This is a genomic window from Acinetobacter sp. YH12058, from assembly GCF_013419805.1.
Lineage (GTDB): Bacteria > Pseudomonadota > Gammaproteobacteria > Pseudomonadales > Moraxellaceae > Acinetobacter > Acinetobacter towneri.
Genome location: NZ_VOZL01000007.1, coordinates 1 through 24451 on the forward strand (window position 1 = coordinate 1; position 24451 = coordinate 24451).

Annotated in this window: 24 protein-coding genes; 14 read left to right on the plus strand and 10 right to left on the minus strand. The window is 41.4% G+C overall.

Annotated elements, in window-relative coordinates; translation table 11 throughout:
• From FTU09_RS06100 to rimI, 3 genes are all read left to right on the plus strand, one after another.
• Window positions 1-689 (plus strand): EF-Tu/IF-2/RF-3 family GTPase (locus tag FTU09_RS06100; RefSeq protein ID WP_257226852.1); only part of this gene is annotated, 689 nt, incomplete at its 5' end.
• Between the two features lie 502 nt (window positions 690-1191).
• Window positions 1192-2073 (plus strand): metal-dependent hydrolase, encoded by an 882-nt coding sequence (locus FTU09_RS06105; protein WP_180079819.1) that lies wholly within the window; start codon window positions 1192-1194, stop codon window positions 2071-2073.
• Window positions 2074-2179: 106 nt separating this feature from the next.
• Window positions 2180-2638 (plus strand): ribosomal protein S18-alanine N-acetyltransferase, encoded by a 459-nt coding sequence (rimI, locus tag FTU09_RS06110; RefSeq protein WP_004975283.1) that lies wholly within the window; start codon window positions 2180-2182, stop codon window positions 2636-2638.
• A 40-nt stretch (window positions 2639-2678) separates the two neighbouring features.
• Here the strand turns inward: rimI and FTU09_RS06115 are convergent, their stop codons facing one another.
• The 3 genes from FTU09_RS06115 to trxB all read right to left on the minus strand — a co-directional run bounded on the left by FTU09_RS06115 (window position 2679) and on the right by trxB (window position 5311).
• A complete protein-coding gene (locus FTU09_RS06115; protein WP_131261724.1) occupies window positions 2679-3494 on the minus strand; it encodes an arginyltransferase in 816 nt (271 codons plus the stop codon).
• 24 nt (window positions 3495-3518) lie between these two features.
• A complete protein-coding gene (gene aat / locus FTU09_RS06120) occupies window positions 3519-4250 on the minus strand; it encodes a leucyl/phenylalanyl-tRNA--protein transferase (protein WP_131261723.1) in 732 nt (243 codons plus the stop codon).
• Window positions 4251-4357: 107 nt separating this feature from the next.
• Complete coding sequence (gene trxB / locus FTU09_RS06125; RefSeq protein WP_180079821.1) at window positions 4358-5311, minus strand: thioredoxin-disulfide reductase; 954 nt, start codon at window positions 5309-5311, stop codon at window positions 4358-4360.
• 341 nt (window positions 5312-5652) lie between these two features.
• On the opposite strand from trxB, the gene FTU09_RS06130 reads away from it, so the two are divergent.
• Window positions 5653-8841: a DNA translocase FtsK gene (locus tag FTU09_RS06130; protein ID WP_104853253.1), complete on the plus strand. Its 3189-nt coding sequence runs from the start codon at window positions 5653-5655 to the stop codon at window positions 8839-8841.
• Window positions 8842-8971: 130 nt separating this feature from the next.
• Here FTU09_RS06130 and FTU09_RS06135 read toward each other — a convergent pair whose 3' ends face one another.
• The 6 genes from FTU09_RS06135 to FTU09_RS06160 form a co-directional block, all read right to left on the minus strand.
• On the minus strand, window positions 8972-9259 hold the full coding sequence (locus FTU09_RS06135) for a PA4642 family protein (RefSeq protein ID WP_004975291.1): 288 nt from the start codon (window positions 9257-9259) through the stop codon (window positions 8972-8974).
• Between the two features lie 94 nt (window positions 9260-9353).
• Window positions 9354-9626 carry a cell division topological specificity factor MinE gene (gene minE, locus FTU09_RS06140; protein ID WP_096902698.1) on the minus strand — a complete coding sequence of 91 codons (273 nt, stop codon included), beginning with the start codon at window positions 9624-9626 and terminating at the stop codon, window positions 9354-9356.
• A gap of 2 nt (window positions 9627-9628) precedes the next feature.
• Window positions 9629-10441: a septum site-determining protein MinD gene (gene minD, locus FTU09_RS06145; RefSeq protein WP_004975294.1), complete on the minus strand. Its 813-nt coding sequence runs from the start codon at window positions 10439-10441 to the stop codon at window positions 9629-9631.
• 69 nt (window positions 10442-10510) lie between these two features.
• A complete protein-coding gene (minC, locus tag FTU09_RS06150) occupies window positions 10511-11236 on the minus strand; it encodes a septum site-determining protein MinC (RefSeq protein WP_096902696.1) in 726 nt (241 codons plus the stop codon).
• Window positions 11237-11379: 143 nt separating this feature from the next.
• Window positions 11380-12438 (minus strand): preprotein translocase subunit SecA, encoded by a 1059-nt coding sequence (locus FTU09_RS06155; protein WP_131261721.1) that lies wholly within the window; start codon window positions 12436-12438, stop codon window positions 11380-11382.
• A 15-nt stretch (window positions 12439-12453) separates the two neighbouring features.
• Window positions 12454-13380 (minus strand): acyltransferase, encoded by a 927-nt coding sequence (locus tag FTU09_RS06160; protein ID WP_180079823.1) that lies wholly within the window; start codon window positions 13378-13380, stop codon window positions 12454-12456.
• 256 nt (window positions 13381-13636) lie between these two features.
• On the opposite strand from FTU09_RS06160, the gene FTU09_RS06165 reads away from it, so the two are divergent.
• The 10 genes from FTU09_RS06165 (at window position 13637) to FTU09_RS06210 (ending at window position 23896) form a co-directional block, all read left to right on the plus strand.
• Entirely contained in the window at window positions 13637-14290 is a 654-nt protein-coding gene (locus tag FTU09_RS06165) for an OmpA family protein (protein ID WP_104852412.1), read from the plus strand.
• A gap of 169 nt (window positions 14291-14459) precedes the next feature.
• The gene (locus FTU09_RS06170; protein ID WP_154320416.1) at window positions 14460-16499 is read left to right on the plus strand and encodes a UvrD-helicase domain-containing protein; all 2040 of its coding nucleotides are present in this window, start codon (window positions 14460-14462) and stop codon (window positions 16497-16499) included.
• A 91-nt stretch (window positions 16500-16590) separates the two neighbouring features.
• Window positions 16591-17043 (plus strand): dUTP diphosphatase, encoded by a 453-nt coding sequence (dut, locus tag FTU09_RS06175; RefSeq protein WP_004975307.1) that lies wholly within the window; start codon window positions 16591-16593, stop codon window positions 17041-17043.
• Between the two features lie 219 nt (window positions 17044-17262).
• Complete coding sequence (locus tag FTU09_RS06180) at window positions 17263-18705, plus strand: phosphomannomutase/phosphoglucomutase (RefSeq protein ID WP_004975308.1); 1443 nt, start codon at window positions 17263-17265, stop codon at window positions 18703-18705.
• A gap of 10 nt (window positions 18706-18715) precedes the next feature.
• Window positions 18716-19621 (plus strand): acetylglutamate kinase, encoded by a 906-nt coding sequence (gene argB, locus FTU09_RS06185; RefSeq protein ID WP_004975310.1) that lies wholly within the window; start codon window positions 18716-18718, stop codon window positions 19619-19621.
• Between the two features lie 209 nt (window positions 19622-19830).
• Window positions 19831-20631 (plus strand): GNAT family N-acetyltransferase, encoded by an 801-nt coding sequence (locus FTU09_RS06190; protein WP_168710353.1) that lies wholly within the window; start codon window positions 19831-19833, stop codon window positions 20629-20631.
• Window positions 20632-20780: 149 nt separating this feature from the next.
• Window positions 20781-21629 (plus strand): class II glutamine amidotransferase, encoded by an 849-nt coding sequence (locus FTU09_RS06195; protein ID WP_004975313.1) that lies wholly within the window; start codon window positions 20781-20783, stop codon window positions 21627-21629.
• A 263-nt stretch (window positions 21630-21892) separates the two neighbouring features.
• Complete coding sequence (locus FTU09_RS06200) at window positions 21893-22348, plus strand: bacteriohemerythrin (protein ID WP_154320417.1); 456 nt, start codon at window positions 21893-21895, stop codon at window positions 22346-22348.
• A 145-nt stretch (window positions 22349-22493) separates the two neighbouring features.
• On the plus strand, window positions 22494-23579 hold the full coding sequence (locus FTU09_RS06205) for a hypothetical protein (protein WP_004975316.1): 1086 nt from the start codon (window positions 22494-22496) through the stop codon (window positions 23577-23579).
• Complete coding sequence (locus FTU09_RS06210) at window positions 23576-23896, plus strand: RnfH family protein (RefSeq protein WP_004975319.1); 321 nt, start codon at window positions 23576-23578, stop codon at window positions 23894-23896. Before FTU09_RS06205 ends, FTU09_RS06210 begins: the two co-directional genes overlap by 4 nt.
• Window positions 23897-23952: 56 nt before the next feature.
• On the opposite strand, the gene FTU09_RS06215 is transcribed toward FTU09_RS06210, so the two are convergent.
• Complete coding sequence (locus FTU09_RS06215; protein ID WP_004975323.1) at window positions 23953-24351, minus strand: outer membrane protein assembly factor BamE; 399 nt, start codon at window positions 24349-24351, stop codon at window positions 23953-23955.
• Window positions 24352-24451 lie beyond the last annotated feature (100 nt).

Here is a 24451-nt window from a genome sequence, read left to right on the forward strand (position 1 = left end):
CTCCAGTAATCCGTGGTTCAGCACTTGCTGCACTTAACGGTGAATCAGGTCAATATGGCGAAGATGCTGTAGTTGCTCTTGTTGAAGCGCTTGATACTTACATCCCAGAGCCAGTACGTGCAATCGACCAAGCATTCTTAATGCCAATCGAAGACGTATTCTCTATTTCTGGTCGTGGTACAGTAGTAACTGGTCGTGTAGAAACTGGTATCGTGAAAGTAGGCGAAGAAGTTGAAATCGTGGGTATCAAAGACACAGTTAAAACAACTGTAACTGGCGTAGAAATGTTCCGTAAACTTCTTGACGAAGGTCGTGCGGGCGAGAACTGTGGTGTTCTTTTACGTGGTACTAAGCGTGAAGACGTACAACGTGGTCAAGTACTTGCTAAACCAGGTACAATCAAGCCACACACTAAATTCGATGCGGAAGTATACGTACTTTCTAAAGAAGAAGGTGGTCGTCACACTCCATTCCTTAACGGTTACCGTCCACAATTCTATTTCCGTACAACTGACGTAACTGGTGCAATCCAGTTGAAAGAAGGCGTAGAAATGGTAATGCCAGGTGACAACGTTGAAATGTCAGTAGAATTAATCCACCCAATCGCAATGGACCCAGGTCTACGTTTTGCGATCCGTGAAGGTGGTCGTACTGTAGGTGCTGGTGTTGTTGCTAAAGTAACAGCATAATCACTTTATAGTGTGAAAAAGCGCTCCCTTTGGGGCGCTTTTTTTATGGCTGTATTTTGTGTGCTAGTTTCCAGATGGATGAAAGCTTGTCCTACTGTATTGATGGATGAAATAGCTGTTCTTTAAAGCTTGAATCAATCTAAAACCATTTTATGAACATTCTTTTGCTGCGGTTTAGTTGCCTTTTTTTCTCTTACATCATAAAAATAATTTTGCTGTCTAATTATTCTTGCTCTTACGTCATAAAAAATCATCGTCTATTTTTTTACTCTTGCGTCGTAAAAATAATTTCATTGTCTATTTTTTACTCTTGCGTCACAAAAAATAATTTCACTTATCATTATTTTTTATTCCTCATGTCCCGAACTGACAACTCACTGTCCTTAACTGCACTTAAATACCGCACAGAAAACCGTAATATGAACTCATACCGAAAAATAAAAAATATAGCGGGTTACAGGAAATGAATGACTTCATTGTTGTAACCTCAGGAGTGAGCAACATGAATGCTAAAGTGAGTATTAGTGAACGTGCAGGGGCGAGTTTTCCTGTCCGTCGAATGAATTTCAACTTTGATGCTGTACCTGAATATTGGATGAATGGTAATGCAGGTCTAACGCATTTTATGACTGCATTATCTGCGTTATTTCCCGCAGGTGAGAAGTTCTTTATAGACAGTGTGCGTGCTGTGCGTTATCACCCAATGCTGAAAGACAATGCAGATTTACAGAAAGAAATCAGTGCATTTATTGGACAAGAAGCCATGCACACGCATGAGCATGTCGGTTTTAATGCCTCTGCACAGAAATTTGGGCATGATGTTGATACTTTGGATTGTTATACAGATACTGTGATTCAAACTACACGCAAATTTATGGCAAAGTTGGCTAAACCGATTGGCATTACACAGAAAATGGTAGATTTAACTGCGACCACTGCGCTAGAACATTTCACAGCTACGATTGCCTCACAATTATTGACCAATTCACATATTCAAGAATTGATGACCGATGACATCATGAAAACTATGTGGTTGTGGCATGCGATTGAAGAAAACGAACATAAAGCTGTTGCGTATGATGTATTTGAAGGTGTGTTTGGCAAAGGTCTGAAAGCCTATGCACTACGTACAAGTTCTTTGGTTATTTCGATGCTGACTTTATTTTTTGTACAAAACTATTTTTTGTTGCGTTTACTAAAACAAGACAAGCAGTTGAATTTGGAAAATTTACGCATGATTTATCGTTATGCCTATAGTCCATCTAAAGGGATTATTACAGGCATGGGCAAAGAAATGTTGTTCTATTTCAAACCGAATTTTCATCCTAACGATTTTGATACCACAACATTATTAAATACTTGGAAAGCTAAATTAGGCTTTTAAACTTTTCCCTTTGGTCAGGCAACGTAAGTTGCCTTTTTTTTTGCTCGATTTTTTTGTCGTGAAATCTATAATGCCTACATCTTAGAACAGCACAAGATCATTTCTTATGATTCGTTTAATGCAAGCCCATGATGTCGCCGATGTGGTTGCGATTGAAAATTTGGTACAAAGTCATCCGTGGAGTGCCAAACAATTTGCCGAAGCGGTAGAGAGTTATCACAGTACCGTGATTGAACATGCAGGGAGAGTGGTGGGTTTTTGTATTTTGCAACCTGTGTTGGATGAAGCAAATTTGTTGTTGATGGCGGTGCATCCAAGTCAGCAAGGCAAAGGTTTAGGTTATCAACTGCTAGAACATTCTATTGCAGGTTTGAAAAACCAACCTGTGCAGATTTTTTTAGAAGTACGTGAAAGTAATTTAGCTGCGATAGCCCTGTATGAAAAGTCAGGTTTTCATCAAATTGATTTACGTAAAAATTATTATCCTAAAACGGATGGCACACGGGAGCATGCCATTATTATGGTGAAATCTTGTAGCGATGATTTTGCCAGTTTGTTTAAGTGAATCTGATCGATGCAAAAATCAGTATTGCATCATTACATTTTTATTTGATGATGGAGTTATTCCAGCCTAAGGGCAGCGTGGTCATTAAGGAGTTTCCCAATTGCTGCACCTCATCGGTATTTAGGCTGCGGTTAATGCGTCGCCATTGACCATCAAGCAGTAGCTCAAGGGGCACATATTGCGATTTATAGTTCATTTTATTGGAATGTGGTACCCAATAACCTAAGTAAACATATTGCAGTCCCAAATGCTGTGCCTGTTCAATTTGTTTTAATACCGCAAATGTTCCGAGTGAGCGACGACTTTCGTCTGGGTCAAAAAAGGTATAGACCGCAGAAATACCATCATCTAAATAATCACAGGTCGATACTGCAATTAAGCGATCATCTTGCCAAACCTCTAAAAAGAAGCTGCTGGTACAACTGTGGATTAGGAATTTTTCAAATTGGTCACGGCTGGCAGGGAACATATCGCCATCGGCATGTCGTTCATTGATATAGCGTTCATACAGCGCATAATGCAAATCACCTGCATCTTGTGGCTTGGTGATTTTGATCTGTAAATCGTGATTGCGTTTCCAAGCTTTCTTTTGCGTGCTGTTCATTTTAAATTCAGCGACAGGAATACGTGAAGAAAGGCATTGGCGGCACAAATGGCATTCAGGACGATAGACAAAATCGCCACTGCGACGAAAACCGACCCGAGAGAGTTCAGACAAAGTCAGCACATCAATTTTATGTGCAGGATCTAAAAAAACCATCCGCGCAGATTTTTCAGGTAAATAGCTGCAATCATGCGGCGGAGTAATGTAATACTGCAAATCATTTAGCAGGGATTTTGGGTGATATGAATTCATTGTCAAGATCCCTCTCTGTTATTGTCATTCAAGTAGGCGCGCATACTGCGCTATTGTTTTACTTGAAAATACACTGTCCTGATATTTTTTCCAATTGATTGCAGGTTGTTTTACAACATCTTGTAACGATTTAAGATAGTCTTGGCGAGAAAGTGTACATGCTCCGAGACTGATTAAATGGTCATTGACCAATTGGCAGTCAATCCAAGGCAATTGTTGTTCTTGTCCGAGCAGCATCAAACTATAAAATGCCATTTTGGAGACATCGGTACGATGGCTAAACATGGACTCGCCAAAACAGCCTTTGCCAATACTGACTCCATATAAACCACCGACCAAACTATCTTGCTCCCAAACTTCTAAACTATAGCCATAACCTGCTGCAAAAAGCTGACAATAACCTTGAATGATCTCTTCAGAAATCCAAGTATCATTGGCGTAGCTACGGGGCAAGGCACAATTGCGAATCACTTGTTCAAAGGCATGATTGATAGTAATGCGATAATCTATTTTTTTCATGTTGCGGATTAAAGACTTACTCGGCTGATAATGTTGCGGAATAATTACGCAACGTGGCTCAGGACTCCACCAACAAATAGGATCACCTTCTGAAAACCATGGAAATAAGCCATGTGTATAGGCTTCATATAAGGTTGAAGGGGAAAGGTCTGCACCTACACAAATCAAGCCTTCACCCTCAGGATCAACTTCAATGGGATCGGGGAAAATGAATTGTGAAGCCGGGAGCGTGTGCATATCAATTGCCGTATGAAGTTTTACGATGAACTTGATTTCATCATACCTAAAAATGCCGTGATAAAAAAACCGCTCAAGGAGAGCGGTCTTTAAACTTGGACACTAAATTATTCACCAAGTGCATCTAAATATTTTTCTGCATCCAGTGCTGCCATACAGCCTGAACCTGCAGAAGTAATCGCTTGGCGATAAATGGAATCGGCTACATCACCCGCAGCAAATACGCCAGCCACAGAAGTTTGAGTCGCATTGCCTGAAGTGCCGCTTTGTACTTGGATATAACCATCACGCAAGTTCAATTGACCTTCGAACATGCCTGTATTCGGTTTGTGACCAATCGCAATGAATAAGCCAGACACATCAACAATTTGAGTAGAGCCATCAGTGGTTGATTTTAAACGTACTGAAGTTACGCCTGTGTTGTCGCCCAAGACTTCATCAACTTGGTTATTCCAAAGAATACTGATTTTGCCTTCTTTTTCTTTGGCAAATAAATGATCTTGCAAGATTTTTTCAGAGCGAAGTGAATCACGACGATGCACCAATGTCACGTGTGATGCAATGTTAGACAGGTATAATGCTTCTTCAACAGCCGTGTTACCACCACCAACGACCATCACTTTTTGGTTTTTGTAGAAGAAACCATCACAGGTAGCACAAGCACTTACGCCTTGACCCATAAATGCTGCTTCAGATTCTAAACCTAAATATTGTGCAGTCGCACCTGTGCAAATGATTAAAGCATCACAGGTAAATTCTTCCATATCACCTTTCAGTACAAATGGGCGCACATTCAGGTTTACTTCATTGATATGGTCATACACGATTTCTGTGCCAAAGCGTTCTGCATGAGCTTGCATACGTTCCATTAACGCTGGGCCTGTTAAACCGTCAGGATCACCCGGCCAGTTATCAACTTCCGTAGTTGTGGTGAGCTGACCACCCAATTGTAAGCCTGCAATTAAAGTCGGTTTTAAGTTGGCACGTGCAGCATATACTGCGGCACTATAACCTGCAGGGCCTGAACCTAAAATAATTAAACGTGAGTGACGAGCGCTCATGCACAGCATCCTTTTTTTATTTAGAAATTTATGGAATTATACGTGAAACAGGATGAGTTTGCTGTGTGATTAAAGTTGATATTACTGATCATGTAAATCGATTTGAGCTATATAGAAAAAGTTAACAACACACTTCAATAATCTTGCATCTTTTTCTAGGCAACACATGCATAATAGAAGGTCTGTTATAATTTATAGCTTGCTGTGTGGTGAAGCTTGCATCGTGAAATGCAACTTAAATGACACAGCTAAATGAAATACAGACGCTCCGAATCAGGTGGCTTTTTAAGACCATCGAACAAACAAAAAACATTGATGAAGAATTGGCGACAGGACAATATATGACTGCGGTGTCGGGTGCTTATGCACATCGCTTAATAGCGACATTATTTTTGGTCTCTTTTGGAATATATCTGTTCCTTGCAACGGTGACCTATACTCCATTTGACCCAGGTTGGATGCACATTTCCAGTGACACCCAACAGGTTTCAAATGCGAGTGGAATCGCAGGTGCGTGGATTGCCGATTTACTGTTTGGCTTTTTAGGTTGGGCGAGTCTGCTTCTTCCTGCTTATTTTTTTATTGAAGCCTTACAAGTCTGGTGGCCACGTAGTTTTTTAAACCGACCATTTCGTTATGCTGCACAATTCTTCATTTTATTGGCAACAGCAAGTTTGCTGTATTTATTTTGGCAAGTACCTGCCGATACGTTAGACAATGCCTCAGGCGGCATCATTGGTTTTGAACTTGGGAAAAGTTTATCGCAAATTTTAACCATTTATGGAGCAACACTTTTTTTAGTCGTCTTTTGGATTTTCTTATTTACCCTCGCATTTGGGGTGAAGTGGAACAGAACGTGGGCAACTTTAAAAGCTACACCTGCTTATCTGCAAGATTTGTTCTATCGCAATGTACCTGAAGCAGAATCTGACTTTGACCGTTCTACACCACAGGTGAAAAAGACCGTTGTCGCTGCTGCACCTGTGGTTGCTGTTGAAGTGGCATCAACTGATTTAGAAGCAGCAAGTGAACCCGTGGTTGCACAGGCGAAAGAAGCTGAAACAACTGCGCCACATCCTGCGGCAGAGCGTATGTTTAATCACATGCAGCAACGTGAAGAAGAAGAGCAACAGGCGCAGCAACAGCTATTGGTGCAAGATGAAATTGATGATGTTGAGTTAGAAAAAACCATCGAAAAGGCGCATCGCTTAGAACAAGACAGCCAGCGTATTGTTGCGACAGGCGAAGTGTGGCGTGCTTTACAAGAAAATACCGACAGTCAGCATAACCAAGACATTCATGCATTATTACGTGCTTCTGAAGAACCAGAGCCACATCTACAATCGAATCCTTTTGATGAAGTGCGTCCTGCATCTACGGCATCTCAAGCCACTGCAAAATCTTCGTTAGATTGGGATGATGATCAAATTTTTGATGAATTGCTCGCAGCAGTTCCGCAAGGCAAAGCTGCAAGTGATTTACACAGCCCATTCCAAAACAGCGGGGCAATGGATACTTTAGATGAGTCTGTGACCCAGCAAGAAACAGTGCATCCGCACTCGAATCCTACGGCTCACAATTTTAACGATGATCTCAGCAGATTTGAGTCAGATTTTAACCCGCCATCGTCAAGTGCTTCGAATACGCAAAATCATGCTGTACGCCAAGAGCGCCATTTGCAGCATGATTTAGACAGTTTAGATGACTTGTTGGTGGATGATCTTTTGGGTGATGAGTTACAGCAAGATGCATTTCAAGATCAAGCGCCTGTAGCGCGTAGTACCAGTAGCTATGCACAAAGTTCTGCTTTTGTTCAGGCACCTATTCAGACGGCAGCCACTGCCGCAGTGATGGCAAACGCAGCGACTGCTACACAGGCTGAACAAGCAGAAAAAGTGGCGTTATCCAAAGAAGCATTTATCGAAGCTTGGCAGGAAACCGCAGGCAAACCACTAGACGAAGATGACTTTGATTTTGATGCGCCGCTGACCGATGCACATGGTCGTCCGATGTCACGCGCCATGCAGGTTGCAGAAAAACGTCGTGATTTATCGCCATTACCGGGTTTGGATTTGCTTGATAAAGTCGATCCAAACAAAAAAGTGAACTTCACCGCAGAACAATTATCGCGCTTGTCGGAATTGCTGGAAATTAAATTACAGGAATTTAATGTCAAAGCCAAAGTGGTTGAAGCACAGCCTGGTCCTGTCGTGACCCGTTTTGAGCTGGATTTGGCACCTGGGGTCAAAGCTTCAAAAGTAACCAATATTTCTCGTGACTTGGCGCGTTCAATGTCGATGGCATCGGTACGTGTGGTCGAAGTGATTCCGGGCAAACCGTATATTGGCATTGAAGTACCGAATAGTTCACGTGAAATGGTACGTTTGATTGAGTTATTACAAACGCCTGCTTTTGAAGATCCAAACGGCATTTTATCTATGGCGATGGGGAAAGACATTTCAGGCAATCCTGTGATTACTGAATTGGGCAAAGCACCACACATGCTCGTAGCAGGGACAACGGGTTCAGGTAAATCAGTGGCAGTGAACTCGATGATTTTGTCGATGTTGCTGAAATACAAGCCTGATCAATTACGCTTAATTTTGATTGACCCGAAACAATTGGAACTCGCCAACTATAACGATATTCCACACTTATTGACGCCTGTAGTGACTGATATGAAAGATGCCGTCAGCGCTTTAAATTGGTGTGTCAATGAAATGGAACGTCGTTATAAGCTAATGTCTTTCCTGAAAATTCGTAAATTAAGCGACTATAACCGTAAGGTTGAAGAATCTATTGCCAATGGTGAAGATTTAATTGATCCAACTTGGAAGCCGGGAGATTCAGCAACGCAAGAACGTGCACCGCGTTTAACACCATTGCCATCTATTGTGATTGTGGCAGATGAGTTTGCCGACATGATCATGCAAGTGGGCAAGAAAGCGGAAGAAATGATTACCCGTTTGGCACAAAAATCACGTGCAGCAGGGATTCACTTACTCTTAGCAACTCAGCGTCCATCGGTGGATGTGATCACAGGTCTAATTAAAGCCAACATTCCAACCCGTGTAGCTTTGCGTGTGAACTCGAAAATTGACTCACGTACTATCTTGGATGCGGGCGGTGCAGAAGACCTGCTTGGTCATGGTGATATGCTATTTTTAGGGCCAGGTAAAATTGAGCCAGAACGTGTGCATGGCGCATTTATTTCGGATGATGAAGTCAACCGTATTTGTGATGCGTGGCGTGAGCGTGGCGATCCTGACTATGTCGATGAAATCTTGACGCCATTTGATGAAGAACCATCTTCACGTGGTTTTGAAGATGGTGAAGGCAGTCCAGACCGTGATGTGTTGTATGATCAGTGTGTAGCATTTGTTTTGGAAACACGTAAAGTGTCGACCTCATCTTTACAGCGCAAATTTAGCTTGGGCTATAACCGTGCGGCACGTATTGTCGATCAGATGCAAGAGCAAGGCATTGTGAGCGAGCAAGGAGCAAATGGGAAACGTGAAATTTTAGTGTAAAGCTTTCACTTTCTGTTTGATTTTGAATCAAGTAGTGCTATAAAAAAATCCCGCAATTCAATTGCGGGATTTTTTCTTTTTACACTCAATCTTTTTGGCTGAATTTAGCCAGAGATTGTGTTTAAACAGTTTAAGCAAACTTGGCTAAAACTGCTAAAAAACCATCTTTTTGACGTGGAAATTCAGCAATCACATCGTGAATACGCTGACCTTCAGGATTAGTGGCATTGACATCGCGACCATCGGCAACAAATTGTGTCAATAGACGTTCATAGTCGCTTGGACGCATGTGTTTAAATGCGTGATAGAGTACGTGAAAATCTGCATTCACACCTGCAGGTGGAAGTTGATTCAAATAGGCAAATACACGTTCATCCGACCATGCTTCGTTAAAGGTCGCAGGTTGAGATAATGCCATGGCAATCTCCTTTATATTCTTTTGAAAAAAATAGGGCAAAATAACTAGTGTTATTTTGCCCTGATTCAATTTGCTTGACTAATCAGTATTCAGATTATCGCTCTTCAGGCAAATTGATATTCATTTCCAACATTTCAATATTGGCTTCTGAACGCACAGACATTTGAATATGTTGTTCATCGACACCACGCACGTAGCGATTTACCACTTGCATGATTTCTTTTTTCATCTGATCAATTTTGTCTTGGCTTAAGCGTTTACCAAGACCTTGTTCAGAAGCAACAATCACTTTTAAGCGATCTTTTGCTGTTTGTGCGCTAGATGGCTTATCTTCACCGCTAAATAATTTGCTCCAAAATCCTGCCATGTCTACGCTCCAAATAATCGTGCTAACCAGCCCTTAGGTTTCGCTTCAATATGGCGAAACGGACGTTCTTCACCTAAGAATCGTGCAACCAAGTCATCATAAGCCTGACCTGCAGCAGCATCGCTATACAGAATGACAGGTTTACCTTCGTTTGATGCTTGAAGTACGCTCTTACATTCAGGAATTACGCCTAAAGTAGGTACACGTAAAATATCTTTAGAAATGTCATCAATCGTCAGCATTTCTTGTTTATCGGCACGTTCTGGGTTGTAACGTGTAATACACAGGTGCTTACGGATACGACCTTCGTTTTGTTCTACTTTTTTAGTTTTGCTGTCTAGCATACCAATAATACGGTCAGAGTCACGTACTGAAGAAATTTCAGGGTTAGTCACAATAATCGCTTCATCGGCATGATACATCGCTAAAATAGCGCCGCGCTCAATCCCAGCAGGTGAGTCACAAATAATGTAATCAAACTCTTGTGCAAGCTCATCCATAATACGTGCCACGCCTTCATCGGTCAGGGCATCTTTATCACGGGTTTGAGAGGCTGGAAGAATATAAAGGTTTTCAATATCTTTATCGCGAATTAATGCTTGTTGTAAACGCGCTTCATTATTTAATACATTCACAAAATCATAAACAACGCGACGTTCACAACCCATAATTAAGTCAAGGTTACGTAAACCCACGTCAAAATCGATAACAACAGTTTTGTGACCACGTAGGGCTAAACCTGTTGCAAAAGATGCACTTGTAGTGGTTTTACCTACGCCACCTTTGCCTGATGTTACGACAACAATTTTCGCCACCGAATCCACTCCTGTTATGGTTTAAATTCCCCTATATTTTTTCGGGGATTTTTGGTGATTATTTATACATTAAAATTGTAGAGCTTCAAATACAAGCTCTTGGTTATCATTTAAGTAAATATGCACAGGTTTTTTAGTCACATGCTGAGGAATATCGTCCGCCACGCAATACGTGCCTGCAATAGATACCAATTCTGCTTCTAGGGAATGACAGAAAATTCGTGCTGCAATATTCCCGCCCGCGCCGGCAATGACTCTACCACGTACACTACCATAAATATGTATATTTCCTGAAGCAATCACTTCAGAACCGCTGTTAATGCCTGCGGTTAAAATAATGTCGCCCTGATGTTGTACCAAGCATTGGCCTGTACGCAAAATTTCATCGTGATAAGACGTAATATGCGCCACAGCAGGTGCAGTTTCAGCGACTTGATTTTCCGTCTGTTGCTGTTCTGCCGCAGGTTCAGGTTTTACTTCAACCACTTGTTCTTTGGTGGCTTTCACTTCCTGCAATGGACGGTCTTGCGGGATGACAGGGAACTGAATAGCACGTGCCTGATCTGCCATAATGCCTTCAGTCACAGCAATTGGCTGTGCTTCTAGGCTAATTAGCAATTGAATTAGCGCAATCAATTCTTGTTCGACTGAACTTTCAATGACCACCAAAACCCCTGGTGGAAATGATTTTTGCAACATTGGGCTTAGTTGCTGGCGGATCGCATCATGATCATTGGTGTCTAAGCTAATGCGAATCGCATTGACCAATCTGCCTTTTATCCGTATGTCAGCCATAATAATTCCTTAACACTTCTAACTTTGCTGGTTGTTGAAGTCATCTTATAAATAGAGCAAATCCTAGAACAAATTGGGTGAATTCTCTAGTTCAGTTACTAAAAATATTTCACATTGTTTTAGCTGAAATTATCGAAAGACCTTTATGAAATATCGTGTTGTTGTCCTTCATTTAAAATTTGTTGCCATTGTTTAACTTTTACTTGTTTGCGAATCGCTTCTAAACTTTCAAATATTGCCGATTCCACTAATTTATCAATATGCTGATTATGTTCAATCTCAATCTGACTAATTTTTTCAGCAATCATTTGATAAGTTGGATTTTGTACTTGTTGATTCTGCTGTGCAAAAGGTTCAATTAAACCTTGGGTGATATTTTCACCCAATCGCTGTCCGATACTTTGAATTTGCTGTTCAATACGTCCACCGACCAATGGAATCAGGCGCAGCAATTGCGTCAGTTCAGGCGTATCTTCAATGGCTTGATTCACCACCAACCCGACATTTTTCGCAATCATGTGACGCTGCATTTGTAATTCTTTGCCTAAGGATTCCTGCAAAATATCGGCTAGGGCAATCGCGAGTAATTGACGATGATGCTCGACCAAATCATCAATAAATTGTTTGTGAGTGGTACTGGTGGTCAATTCACGTTGCACACCATTAAGTACCGTGAGCACCACACGGCTACTCAGTTCTTCCATTAGCAAGTTGTAGTAAAAGTTGCCGCGTTTATACCAACTGTCTGGAATGACTTTATAGCCATGGCTATGCAGGTTGTAACCAATCGCGATGGCACGTAATAAACGTAAAAAACGCAATTGCGGAATAATTGCAAGAATTTCATACCAGTGAATAAACGGGAAAAACCACCAACGCTGATGATGTTTGAAAATAATTGCAATACCCCAACGCACGCCCAACTCTACAATTAAAAACGTGGTAAACCAGCCTTCGGTAATCACCACCCAAGGGCGCAATTCTGTTCGATAAAACTGTAAAATTTCAGGTAGACGAATAAAATCGAACAACCATTCGCCAAAATCACTCATTAAAATGGCATTGGCACTTAAACAGAACAAGTTAAAGATGATTAAACCCATCAAAAACAAGTCATAAGCCAAGGCAATTTTCCATCCCCATGAATCTTTACGCAGGGGATGAAAAGAGGATTTGATGACAGGTTCTTCAGACTTTTTCATGGCGTACCTGAATGGTTATGCAGTCGGAGCTGCAAGTTTTTGTTGCATGCTTTCAATCAATTGATCTTTTTCCAGCCACAGTTCATGCACCCATTGCTGAAAACGCTCACGATATTCAGCATCATCTTCGTAATTGCCGCCCAACACCCAATCTGGAATATTAATTTTGCGTAAATTCACCTCAATGCGCGGCACCTCACCTAACCAAAACTCGCTATAGCCCGGCACGCCATCTGGGTACACAATGGTCATATCTACCAAGGCATCAATTTGATCACCCAAAATATTCAATGCCAAAGCTAAACCACCAGCTTTTGGCTTTAATAAATGTTGATAAGGCGATTGTTGTTGATCATGTTTTTCTTGGGTAAAGCGTGTGCCTTCTAAATAATTCAGCAGGGTAAAGGGCTGACTTAATAACTGTTGGCAGGCTTTACGCGCTTCTTCCATATCGTGGTCTTTCAGCTCAGGTTTTTTGGCAATTTGTGCTTTGCTGTGACGCTTCATCATTGGGAAGCCTAAAATTTTAAAGGCTTGTCCTACAAAGGGAATAAAGATCAGTTCCCACTTGGTAAAAAAGCGGGTCAATGGCATACGGGTTAAGCCAAAATACTGATTTACTGTGGTATCGACCCAACTTTGATGGTTACAGGTCATGAGATAACGACCTTGCATGCTCAGTTGCAAATCTTCATCAATGCTGATATCCCATTGGGTATTGGGTAATACATGATCAATCAGCCAGTTGTTTACACTGAGCCAACTGTTGGTAATTTGAATATTGGTTTCATCGACCTTACGTGACTGCTTTAACAGTTTGGTTAAGCCCAAAGCCAACACAGGAGGGCCGTGAAAAAATGTACTGCCAGTGATGACTGTACCCACGGTGAGACCTTTTGTGATTTTTTTTAATAAAGGGTGTTTCTTTGCTTGCGATGACATATAAATCAATCCTGAAGATAAATCGTCCAATGCGTCACGTGTTTGTAGATGACTCCAATATAAATGTTGTTTTTAAAATAAAAAAGTGTTGAAGTGAAAGTGTGTAGAAATTGTGATGAAGTTATACCAAGATTTGTACATGATCATGTATATTTGTAAGTAAAAGTTTTTTTATTAACAAAAAATCAATGGTCTAAGTATATTTTTTCATTCAATATTCAGCATATACAACAAAACACAAGTAAGGAGGCATGCCATGCGTGCATTAGCAATTTCGGCAGCAGTCGTAGGGGCAATGGTTTTAACTGGTTGTCAAACGACTGGTAACAACCTTGGTGGTATGGAATATGACAAAACTGCGTTAGGCACAGTAATTGGTGCTGCTGCGGGTTATGGCATCTCTAAAGGTAACGCAAATACAAGCGCACAAAACAACCGTGCTGCAGCGATTGGTGCTGTAGTGGGTGCTGCTGCGGGTGTTTATCTTGACAATAAAGAAAAACAACTTCGTCAACAAATGGCTGGTACAGGCGTAGAAGTAAACCGTAATGCCGATGGTTCTGTTGGCTTGATCATGCCGGGTAACATCACGTTTGATACTAACAAATCAAACATCAAACCAAACTTCTATTCTACCTTGGACAAAGTAGCGCAAACGCTAACCCAAGATAACAAGAGCGGTATTTTGGTAACAGGTTATACTGACAGCACTGGTAACGACGCAATCAACATTCCATTGTCACAAGCACGTGCACAATCGGTTGCAAACTACTTGGCTAGCCGTGGTGTATCAACTTCACGTATTAATGCACAAGGTCACGGTGCTGCAAACCCAATCGCATCGAATGCTACTGCAGAAGGTCGTGAGCAAAACCGTCGTGTAGAAATCAGCATTTATGCAATCCAATAATCTGGCATTGTATAGATTGTAAAGAACCGCCTTCGGGCGGTTTTTTTATGCAAGCAATTTCTAGGGTCTACTCAGCAAATAGACAATGACGTCTAAAGTAGCATTTTAGATTAGTCATCTTTGGCGGAGATGACTATAATCGAGCTCGAACCGAAATAGAGGAAATACTATGACACTGGCAAGTCAGTTAAACGACAAGCAACTTGAAGCGATGAAATACACTCAAGGACCCTTGTTAGTGCTTGCAGGTGCAGGTTCAGGCAAAACTTCGGTGATTACCCGAAAAATTGCCTATTTGGTTAAGCATTGCGGGATTCCTGCGCATCGTATTACAGCGATGACTTTTACCAACAAAGCAGCACGAGAAATGAAAGAGCGTGTGACCAAATTGTTGTCACGTGAAGAAGCTAAAGGATTATCGGTTTCGACTTTCCACACCTTTGGTCTGAATTTATTACGTCTTGAATTAAAACACACGCCGTTAAAAGCCAACTTCTCTATTTTAGATGCCGATGACTGCAAACGTATTCTGATGGATTTAATGCACCGCGATAATTTGTCGGGTGCAGAAAGCAAAGAATTGATTGCCAAAGCCATGAAGATGATTTCAGACTGGAAAAATGATCTGATTGCACCAGAGCAGGCGCATACCACCTGCGAAACGCCAGAAGACATCCAGTTTGCACATTTATATCAACTTTATGAACGTAATTTACGTGCCTATAACGCGGTAGATTTTGATGATTTAATTGTAATGCCGACACGACTTTTGCAAGAAAATGCCGAAGTGCGTGACAAGTGGCAAAACCGTGTTCGTTATTTATTGGTCGATGAGTATCAGGACACCAACACCGCACAATATATCTTGGTGAAATTACTTGTGGGCGTAATGGGGCAGTTCACTGCGGTAGGTGACGACGACCAATCGATTTACGCTTGGCGCGGTGCGAAGCCTGAAAATATGGCCTTGCTGAAAGATGATTTCCCGAATTTAAAAGTGATTAAACTTGAGCAAAACTATCGCTCGACCAGTCGCATTTTAAAAGCGGCCAACACCGTCATTGGCAATAATCCACATATTTTTGACAAAAAACTGTGGTCAGATAAAGGTCATGGTGAAGTGATTCGGGTAATTACATGCCGCAATGATGATGATGAATCAGAACGCGTGGTTAAAGACTTACTCACGCATAAACTGATGAATGGTAAAAGCTGGAAAGATTATGCAATTTTGTACCGAGGGAACTTTCAGGCACGTATTCTGGAAACCCAATTACGTCAAATGCAAATTCCTTACAAGCTTTCGGGGGGGCAGTCATTCTTCGCACGTGCTGAAATCAAAGACATCATGAGTTATTTGCGTTTGATTATTAATCCTGAAGATGACAGCGCATTCTTGCGCATTATTAATACGCCTAAACGTGCGATTGGTCCTGTGACTTTGGAAAAACTAGGGCTGTTTGCACAGGAAAACCATTTGTCATTATTGGCTGCTGCAGGTGATCAGCGCCTAACCATGGCAATTCCGAAAAAAGCCACGACGCAGTTGGCAGAGTTTTCAGATTTTATTAGCAATTTTACGCGTAACTTATTGGAAGATGATGAACCTGTGCCAATCATCCGTCAAATGATGCTCGAAGCAGGTTATATCGACTACATTAAAGAGCAAGCAGCTACCCCTGCGCAGGAAAAAACCAAGCTAGATAATATCGAAGTTCTATATAGCAGCATCCAAAGTTTGATTAACCGTGCTGAAGATGTCGATGAAAAGAATATTGAAAGCGTGATTCGTAAAATGGTGCTGCTCGATATGCTCGAACAGCAACAGGAAGAAGAAGACACTGATAAAGTCAATTTACTCACCCTGCATGCGTCCAAAGGCTTGGAATTTCCGTACGTGTATTTGATTGGTTTGGAAGAAGAGCTTTTACCGCATAAAAACTCAATTGTGGCAGATACTGTCGAGGAAGAACGCCGTTTGATGTACGTGGGGATTACTCGTGCACGTCAGGGCTTAACCATTACTTTGGCAGAGCAGCGCAAAGCGGGCGGGCAAATGAAACAAATGACCCCAAGTCGTTTTTTGGATGAATTACCACAAGATGAATTGGAATGGCTCGGACGTAAGAAAAAGTTAGCCGGTGATGTCGATCCGAAATTACAGGCACAGCATTATTTGGAAAATTTACGTGCTCTGATTAAGCGCTGAAAAACATTCAGCGGTGTTGATGCAAGTACAGCATCAAAGGGCATAATTTATATCGAAATTACATTGAAAATTTAAAAACAGGATAAACTTCATGAAAGTTCAAGTTAAAGTCTTAGATTCACGTTTAGGCACAGAATGGCCAATGCCAACTTATGCAACCGCAGGTTCGGCAGGGTTGGACTTACGTGCTTGTGTAGACAGCAGCACCGTGATTGAGCCGGGTCAAACAGTATTGGTCAAAACAGGTTTAGCGATTTATATTCAAGATACAGGTTTTGCAGGCATGATTTTGCCGCGTTCAGGCTTGGGTCACAAACATGGCATCGTGTTGGGGAACTTGGTGGGTTTGATTGATTCAGATTATCAGGGTGAATTGATGGTTTCGGTGTGGAACCGTAGCCAAACAGCATTTAGCTTAGAACCTGGTGAGCGTTTAGCGCAATACGTTTTGGTTCCTGTGGTACAGGCCAAGTTTGAACAAGTAGATGAATTTGTTGCCACCGAACGTGGTGCAGGTGGTTTTGGGCATACGGGCAAAAACTAAGTTACTTAGGTTTCAGCCTATATCGTTTGGTAAAGTTTTATCTGAAACTTTACCAACAATTCTTGAAAAGTAACGAAAGATGTACTAATAATGACAAGTAAATCACTAGCTCTGATGAGACCATTGCACATCTATTAAAAAATCTAATTAGAATTTTCAAAATATCTCGAGCCAAGATTTATTCACTTTATGTTGGCTCATCTTTGTAGTTGTAAGCCTATGAACAATCCACAAACACTTTTTCCTCAGCATATTTTTCGCGCTTACGACATTCGTGGCAAAGAAACTGTGCTGACCGCGAAATTGGTACACGCCATTGCACAAGGATTGGTGCAACAATATCAACAAGAAAAGCAAACTCAAATTAGTATTGGTTATGATGCGCGTTTAAATAGCCCCGCTTATGCTGAAATTATGCGCCAAGTCTTTCTTGCCCATCAATTTCAAGTGACGATGGTGGGTTGTTGTTCTAGCCCGATGTTGTATTTTATGGCACGACACACGGCAGGCAATGGCATTATGCTTACGGCCAGTCATAATCCAAAATCAGACAACGGCATTAAATGGATTGTGCAGGGCGAACCGCCAACCCCTGAAATGATTCAACACGTGGCACACGATGCAGCGCCATATTATTTAAATACCGATGCAGCACCATCCATCGCCTCACAACACGCCACCAACATTTCACATGAATTTATTGAAGATGCGTGTCAGCAATATCAGCAGGCAATGTTGAACGATATTCAACTGGCGGGCACTTTTAAAGTGGTTTTAGATGGGATGTATGGTTCGGCAGGTCATTGCGCTGCTTTGGTTTTGCAAAAAATGGGCTGTGAGGTGATTGCTTTACGCTGCGAAGCCAATGGTCATTTTCCAGAACATGCACCCGATCCATCACAAGAAAAACACTTACAACATTTAAAAGCTGCGGTGCGTGAACATCAGGCGGACATTGGCATTGCTTTAGATGGCGATGGTGATCGTGTCGTCCTCTTGGATGAACATGCCAATGTGCTTTCAGCAGATCGTTTGCTGTCTTTATTTGCAGAAATGTGTTTAAAAACTCATCCTCAGCATCAAGTGGTGTTTGATGTAAAATGCTCCACTATGGTGCGCAATACCGTGCGTGATTTGGGTGGCGAAGCGGTGATGATTCGCACGGGCAGTACCTTCTTGCGGCGTTATTTGGCGCAGTCGCAAGGCAAGGCTGTGTTCGGTGGCGAATACGCAGGACATTATGTATTCAATGATGGACGTGGTTTTGGCTATGACGATGGTATTTACGCAGCGCTGCGCGTGTTGGAATATTTAAGCCACAGTAATTACAGCAGCCTTTCGGCATTGATGCAGAAATACCCTGAGCGTTGCTGCACTGAAGACACGTATATCAGCACACGGAATATTGAACCGAGTGCGGTTTTAAATGATGTTGAAAGTTCTAGCCATCGCAGTGGTGCAGAATTAAGTAAAATAGATGGTGTAAGACTTGATTTTGAAGATGGATTTGGCATTATTCGAGCATCCAATACAGGCGAATATTTTACGGTGCGTTTTGATGCCGATAATCCATCACGACTGAATGATATTCGCGATACATTTGTTTCCATGTTAAGTGAGCGATACCCTGAAATCGCCCAAGACATTTTAGATGCTCAATAAGGAGAGGCGAATGCCACATCAACAGACTGGTATCGACAAAGCGCAAATTTTGACTGAAGCTTTGCCGTATATTCAACGTTTTGCGGGCAAGACCCTTGTTGTGAAATATGGCGGCAATGCCATGACCGATCCTGAGCTGGAAAGTTCTTTTGCTCGTGATATCGTGTTGTTAAAGACTGTAGGCTTAAACCCGATTGTGGTGCATGGCGGTGGCCCACAAGTGGATTCTATGCTCAAGCAATTGGGACGTGAGTCTGACCGTATTGATGGCATGCGTGTCACCGATCCTACGACTATGGAAGTCGTAGAAATGGTCTTGGGTGGTAGCGTCAACAAATCTATCGTCAATCTGATTAACCAACATGGCGGTCGTGCCATTGGTTTGACGGGTAAAGATGGTAACTTGATTCGCGCACAAAAATTATTGATGCAAAAAACTACTGAAACAGGCGAAGTACAACAAATTGACCTTGGTTTGGTGGGTGAAGTGGTGGGTGTCAAAACCGACGTGTTGGAAATGTTTACCAGCAGCGACTTTATTCCAGTGATTGCACCTTTAGGTGTCGATGATGCAGGCAATACCTATAACATTAATGCCGATTTAGTCGCAGGTAAAGTTGCCGAAGCATTGGGTGCGGAAAAGTTAATTTTGCTGACCAATATTACGGGTGTATTAGACGAAAATAAAAACCTGTTAACTGGTTTGACTACGCAGGAAGTAGATCGTTTAATTGATACAGGCGTGATTTACGGTGGCATGATTCCAAAAGTGGGTTGTGCATTGGATGCAGTTAAAGGCGGTGTAATCAGTGCACATATTGTAGATGGTCGTGTGCCACATGCTACTTTATTGGAAATCTTTACTGATCATGGTGTGGGAACATTAATTACCAACCGTGTCCAAACGCGTAAATAAAACTCTATAAGATGATCCCTAAAAGAGCTTCACAATTGAAGCTCTTTTTTATGTCAAATTTACGGCAAGAAACTGAAATTTTGTTGATTCAGCATCCTTGAAATTGCTTTGCACCTATCCTGCAATCTTAAAATTGTAGTCGCTAAAATCGCGGTCATCATAGTGTCATGCTGCTGTCCTAGTGTAGGAGAAAACATGAGGTATCTATGATGCTACAAAAATTAAATCAGTATCGTCAGCAGTTTAGCTTTCCTATGGTTAAAGTGGGTAAAGCACAGAAAAAAAACAGCAAAGCTACGCAATATGCGTTTGAATGGGTTGAAAATTTAAAGCAACTACAAGAAGTACAGCGCTTTCGTGCACAGCAATTTTCCAAGCAATTTGGCATTGAATTTGAATCGGCTTTAGATCAGGACTTGTACGATTTTGGCTGTGAACACGCCGTACTCAGAGATAAATCTACGGGTGAAATTGTTGCTTATACTCGTTTAAAACTTTGGCAAGGGCATGAGCTAGCCAACAGTTATAGTGCGCACGAGTTTAAAATTATAGATGAGTTAGGGCATCTCTCGAATATTGTCGAAATGGGGCGTACTTGTGTGCATCCACGTTATCGTTCAGGCAAAACACTCTCTATTTTATGGCTGAATTTAGTGCCTAAAGTGTTATGGGAAATGCGTGCCAAACACATGATTGGCTGTGTCAGTATTCGTTTGGAAGGTAATGAAGCACGCGCGTATCATACCCATCAAGCGATTCAACAATTGGCAGAAAATCAACGCTGCGATATTCAGTCACAGCAGCCGTTTGAGCCAAGTTGTCCAAGTCATAGCTTTAGCCAAGATGAACGAATACCTAAACTGTTTGATGTTTATCTGAAAATGAATGCTAAGCTGTCTGAGCAAGCATTTTATGACCGTGAGTTTAACTGTCTAGATTATTTTGTTTTGTTAGATGTGAAACAAATGGCGAAACATTTTATTCGCCAAAAGAAAGTGAAAGCATCTTAACTAGAATAATTAAGCAGAGATTTCTACAGCACTGCATATCTATGAAGTGGTACTGTAGAAATCTATTTATATTTTTCAGATTTGAATTATCCACATGGCTGATGCACAATAATCAGATAATTTCATTATTTGTATAAAGATAAGGCCTTATGTGTCAGTTGCTTGGAATGAATTGTGCGACACCTACCGATATTACCTTTTCATTTCGGGGATTTTCGCAGCGCGCAGGAATCACCTCAGATCATTCTGATGGCTTTGGCATTGCTTTTTTTGAAGATAAAGCTTGCCGTTTATTTGTCGATAACCAGTCTGCAGTGGAGTCACCCATTGCAGAATTGATCCGTAACTATCCCATCAAATCGCGTAATGTGATTGCCCATATTCGTAAAGCGACACAAGGCAAAATTAATTTAGAAAATTCACATCCGTTTAGTCGTGAGTTGTGGGGACGCCAGTGGATTTTTGCCCATAATGGTGATTTACATGACTTTCATCCACGTTTATCAGGTCGTTTTACCCCTGTGGGCAATACCGACAGTGAACGTGCATTTTGTTATTTGTTAGATCAATTGGTAAATCATTTTGGTTATGATGAACCGAGCCTGACGCAAATTTTTGACTTGTTAGCCGAAATTTCTCCTAAAATTGCAGAACATGGCACTTTTAATTTTTGTTTGTCCAATGGTCAGGCATTATTTAGTTATGCGGTGACCAAATTACATTGGTTGGTGCGTGCTTATCCATTTCAGCCTGCACAATTAATTGATTTAGATGTTGAGGTTGATTTTAGCCAAGTCACCACAGCAGAGGATTGTGTGGCAGTGATTACCACTGAACCCTTGACTCAAAATGAAACATGGACAGCATTTCAGCCAGGTGAAATGATTTTATTTCAACATGGACGCCCAATTAAAACCCAAATGACACATATTGCGCGTTTGGAACGTGAGCGTTTAAATCCTGAATTAAGACGGATCACCAAAGCGGATCAATACTAATTTATACGGGTATGTGTGGTTGAAAAATATTCATTTTATTATTGTATAATTCAATTAAATCAAGAATGAAAATGTATAAATTGGTTAATTAATAATTGATTCTTTTAGTCGGGTATTTTTGTTAAAATTTATTTAAATCAATGTCTTGTGTTGTTTTTGTGCGATTTAAACCAATCCCTACCAATTCGCTTCATTTTTATTTATGGGAAATACGGCTACCATTCCGCAATGTGATTAATCATTTATTTCTGTAAGGTGGTCGTATGAAGATGAAATGGGTTCCAGAATACAACACTGGTATCGATGTGATTGACGATCAGCATAAACGTATCCTCGATTATATTAATGAAATTGTTGAAATTAGCGATGGTACAGATCGAGCACGTGTAAAGCAGATTTTAGATAATATTATTGATTACACCCAGTCGCATTTTACGTTTGAAGAATCATTACAAGAAGAAGCAGGTTATAAATACCGCGTACCACATAAACGTGTACATGATTTATTCATTAAAAAAATTGAGTTTTATCGTGATCGTTTTGAAATGGGACAATCCATTGAAGGCGAATTGCATGAAGTTTTATCAAAATGGTTAATTAATCATATTCAACACGATGACGCCGATTATGTCGGTGCAGTGAAAGAGAATATGATGGGTATTATTAAGGAAAATGAGAAGAAGAAAGGTAAAGGCTGGTTCGCTCGTTTCTTCTCATAAGTCTGAAGCCATAAAAATGAAAGAATAAAAATTATAAATTTGCGCAGCAAGCTATCTAACGATAGTTTGCTTTTTCTTTTTTGAGGTTTTGCTTTTCCTTGATGACAAAGGCAAAATAGCCGTAGATTTTTATTAGGACAGCGTCATGCAGGACAATGCTATGTCACGATGGTTATCGCCGCTGATGGCATTTGGTTTATCATTCATTATTATTGCCACACTCGCACCAATGACAGGTATTCAGGTTGAGCGTCAGCTCGACTTTTGGTTGTTGTGGTTAGCAACCATGCTGATTTTGGCATTACCGATTACTTATTTGGAAATTGCCTTAGCCAAACGCTCAAAAACGACAGCATTACAAGCACTTTTAAGTTTAACCCGTGATGCCGATGCTTCTCAAAAATGGCGTTTGGTGGGCTGGCTTGCAGTGGTGTTCATTCCATTTTTAGCAGGCGGTTTGTTGTCTAATGCTGCGCAAATTTTAAATCAATATGCCGCTGCAGACTTGGCTAGTCATGTCTTGTTTGTGATTGTGGCTATTTTCGCACTGGCATTGTCATTAGTGCCGCGTCAAATTTTATTGCTATGTACCGCTGTTGCTGTTGTGGCGGCTTTGGTTTTATCGATGGTGATGGGTTCAGAACTCCCTGCATGGCAAGTCACCTCAATTGAGTTTAGCGAATGGGGCAGTGCAACCGTTTTGGCTTTGGTGGCCAGTGGTTTAGGCATGGGCTTGTACTGGCAAACTAGTTTGCCGCAAGTACAGCAACAATCTGCAGCAACTTCAACGGTATTGCCAATTTGGATTGCTCAGCTATTGGCAGTCGTTGCTTTTGCATTCTTTGCCGTGCAAGCACAAATTCCAGCATTGGCTTTGGTGGTGGCAACTGTTGCAGCAGCAGCGGTTTTATTACAATTGGCACGTGAACAATTGGCACAACGTCAAATGGTGGTTGCGATTCAGTGGGTTGTATTGATTGCAGCAACTTTGGCTTGGGCAATTCCTGCCATTAGTCCTGTATTTAATTTTGCCTTATTGCTTTGGGGCTTAGTTATTTGTTTGATTTACGCTATTTTTGCAGGCTGGATTATGAAAATCAGCCATTTGCGTAAAGCCATGAACTTTAGCAGTGAAGCCTTTTATAACATTTGGCGTATTGCGGTACGTGTGGTGTTACCTGTATCTATCGTAGTGGCGATGGTGGCGTTAATTGGACAGTGGATCGCATGAGTCAAATGGCGCAGGTTTGGGTGGCGTATGCCACACCCGAACAACAATGGCATGTGGCTGTCGCATTTCAGCAGGGCATGACTGTACTGGATGCAATTCAGCAGAGTGGACTTGTGACAGCAACGACTTTACCTGAACCGTTGATGCTGGGTATTTTTGGTGTACGGGTTGAGCCGCAGCATGTATTACAAGCAGGTGATAGGGTTGAGATTTATCGTGCTTTGACCATTAACCCGAAAGATATTCGTCGTAAACGTGCCGCAAAGAACCCAGTAGGGCGTTATGCCAAAAGCAATCGCTTGAGACAATTGCAATGATTTAAAAAACCCCTCAGATGAATTTCAGTGAGGGGTTTCTTTTTATTCTAAAGCGGCTATAGTGGTGGCGCGTTGAGAATCGCTTCTTTCGATCCTGGTAGGCCTGGTTGAGATTCTGGAATCGTTTCCAATCCTTCAACTTTTTCTACAATACCATTTTGATTGAAAAAGATTTTCAAATGCTGACCATGCGCGGCAGGGATCTTGGCTTTTTTAGCATAAGTTCCTGGGATATAGTTGTAAATGTAGTCCCAACGTAATGGATTCATCGGGTCGGCGATGGTAGGACTGCCCAGCAAAAAGCGGACTTGTTGATGACTCATACCGACTTGGACTTTAGACGCTTGAGCTTGGGTTAAAGGTGTACCCTGTGGAATATCGACTTTATAAACGCCCAAGGTCGAACAGCCTGCGAGCAGTGAAGTGACCAATAACGTCAACATGATTTTTTGCATTTTGCTACACTATCCCAAATTAATTATGATGCATTTGATCTTGATCCAGTGTTAGATCATACTGCATCTTAACTTTGTTGCATATTCCAACTTTAATTTT

What these genes read in the sequence shown, in the direction of transcription:
- FTU09_RS06105 (WP_180079819.1), top strand. Translation starts at nt 1,192, where the DNA reads ATGAATGCTAAAGTGAGTATTAGTGAACGTGCAGGGGCGAGTTTTCCT.
- rimI (WP_004975283.1), top strand. Translation starts at nt 2,180, where the DNA reads ATGATTCGTTTAATGCAAGCCCATGATGTCGCCGATGTGGTTGCGATT.
- FTU09_RS06115 (WP_131261724.1), bottom strand. Translation starts at nt 3,494, where the DNA reads ATGAATTCATATCACCCAAAATCCCTGCTAAATGATTTGCAGTATTAC.
- aat (WP_131261723.1), bottom strand. Translation starts at nt 4,250, where the DNA reads ATGCACACGCTCCCGGCTTCACAATTCATTTTCCCCGATCCCATTGAA.
- trxB (WP_180079821.1), bottom strand. Translation starts at nt 5,311, where the DNA reads ATGAGCGCTCGTCACTCACGTTTAATTATTTTAGGTTCAGGCCCTGCA.
- FTU09_RS06130 (WP_104853253.1), top strand. Translation starts at nt 5,653, where the DNA reads ATGACTGCGGTGTCGGGTGCTTATGCACATCGCTTAATAGCGACATTA.
- FTU09_RS06135 (WP_004975291.1), bottom strand. Translation starts at nt 9,259, where the DNA reads ATGGCATTATCTCAACCTGCGACCTTTAACGAAGCATGGTCGGATGAA.
- minE (WP_096902698.1), bottom strand. Translation starts at nt 9,626, where the DNA reads ATGGCAGGATTTTGGAGCAAATTATTTAGCGGTGAAGATAAGCCATCT.
- minC (WP_096902696.1), bottom strand. Translation starts at nt 11,236, where the DNA reads ATGGCTGACATACGGATAAAAGGCAGATTGGTCAATGCGATTCGCATT.
- FTU09_RS06155 (WP_131261721.1), bottom strand. Translation starts at nt 12,438, where the DNA reads ATGAAAAAGTCTGAAGAACCTGTCATCAAATCCTCTTTTCATCCCCTG.
- FTU09_RS06160 (WP_180079823.1), bottom strand. Translation starts at nt 13,380, where the DNA reads ATGTCATCGCAAGCAAAGAAACACCCTTTATTAAAAAAAATCACAAAA.
- FTU09_RS06165 (WP_104852412.1), top strand. Translation starts at nt 13,637, where the DNA reads ATGCGTGCATTAGCAATTTCGGCAGCAGTCGTAGGGGCAATGGTTTTA.
- FTU09_RS06170 (WP_154320416.1), top strand. Translation starts at nt 14,460, where the DNA reads ATGACACTGGCAAGTCAGTTAAACGACAAGCAACTTGAAGCGATGAAA.
- dut (WP_004975307.1), top strand. Translation starts at nt 16,591, where the DNA reads ATGAAAGTTCAAGTTAAAGTCTTAGATTCACGTTTAGGCACAGAATGG.
- FTU09_RS06180 (WP_004975308.1), top strand. Translation starts at nt 17,263, where the DNA reads ATGAACAATCCACAAACACTTTTTCCTCAGCATATTTTTCGCGCTTAC.
- argB (WP_004975310.1), top strand. Translation starts at nt 18,716, where the DNA reads ATGCCACATCAACAGACTGGTATCGACAAAGCGCAAATTTTGACTGAA.
- FTU09_RS06190 (WP_168710353.1), top strand. Translation starts at nt 19,831, where the DNA reads ATGCTACAAAAATTAAATCAGTATCGTCAGCAGTTTAGCTTTCCTATG.
- FTU09_RS06195 (WP_004975313.1), top strand. Translation starts at nt 20,781, where the DNA reads ATGTGTCAGTTGCTTGGAATGAATTGTGCGACACCTACCGATATTACC.
- FTU09_RS06200 (WP_154320417.1), top strand. Translation starts at nt 21,893, where the DNA reads ATGAAGATGAAATGGGTTCCAGAATACAACACTGGTATCGATGTGATT.
- FTU09_RS06205 (WP_004975316.1), top strand. Translation starts at nt 22,494, where the DNA reads ATGCAGGACAATGCTATGTCACGATGGTTATCGCCGCTGATGGCATTT.
- FTU09_RS06210 (WP_004975319.1), top strand. Translation starts at nt 23,576, where the DNA reads ATGAGTCAAATGGCGCAGGTTTGGGTGGCGTATGCCACACCCGAACAA.
- FTU09_RS06215 (WP_004975323.1), bottom strand. Translation starts at nt 24,351, where the DNA reads ATGCAAAAAATCATGTTGACGTTATTGGTCACTTCACTGCTCGCAGGC.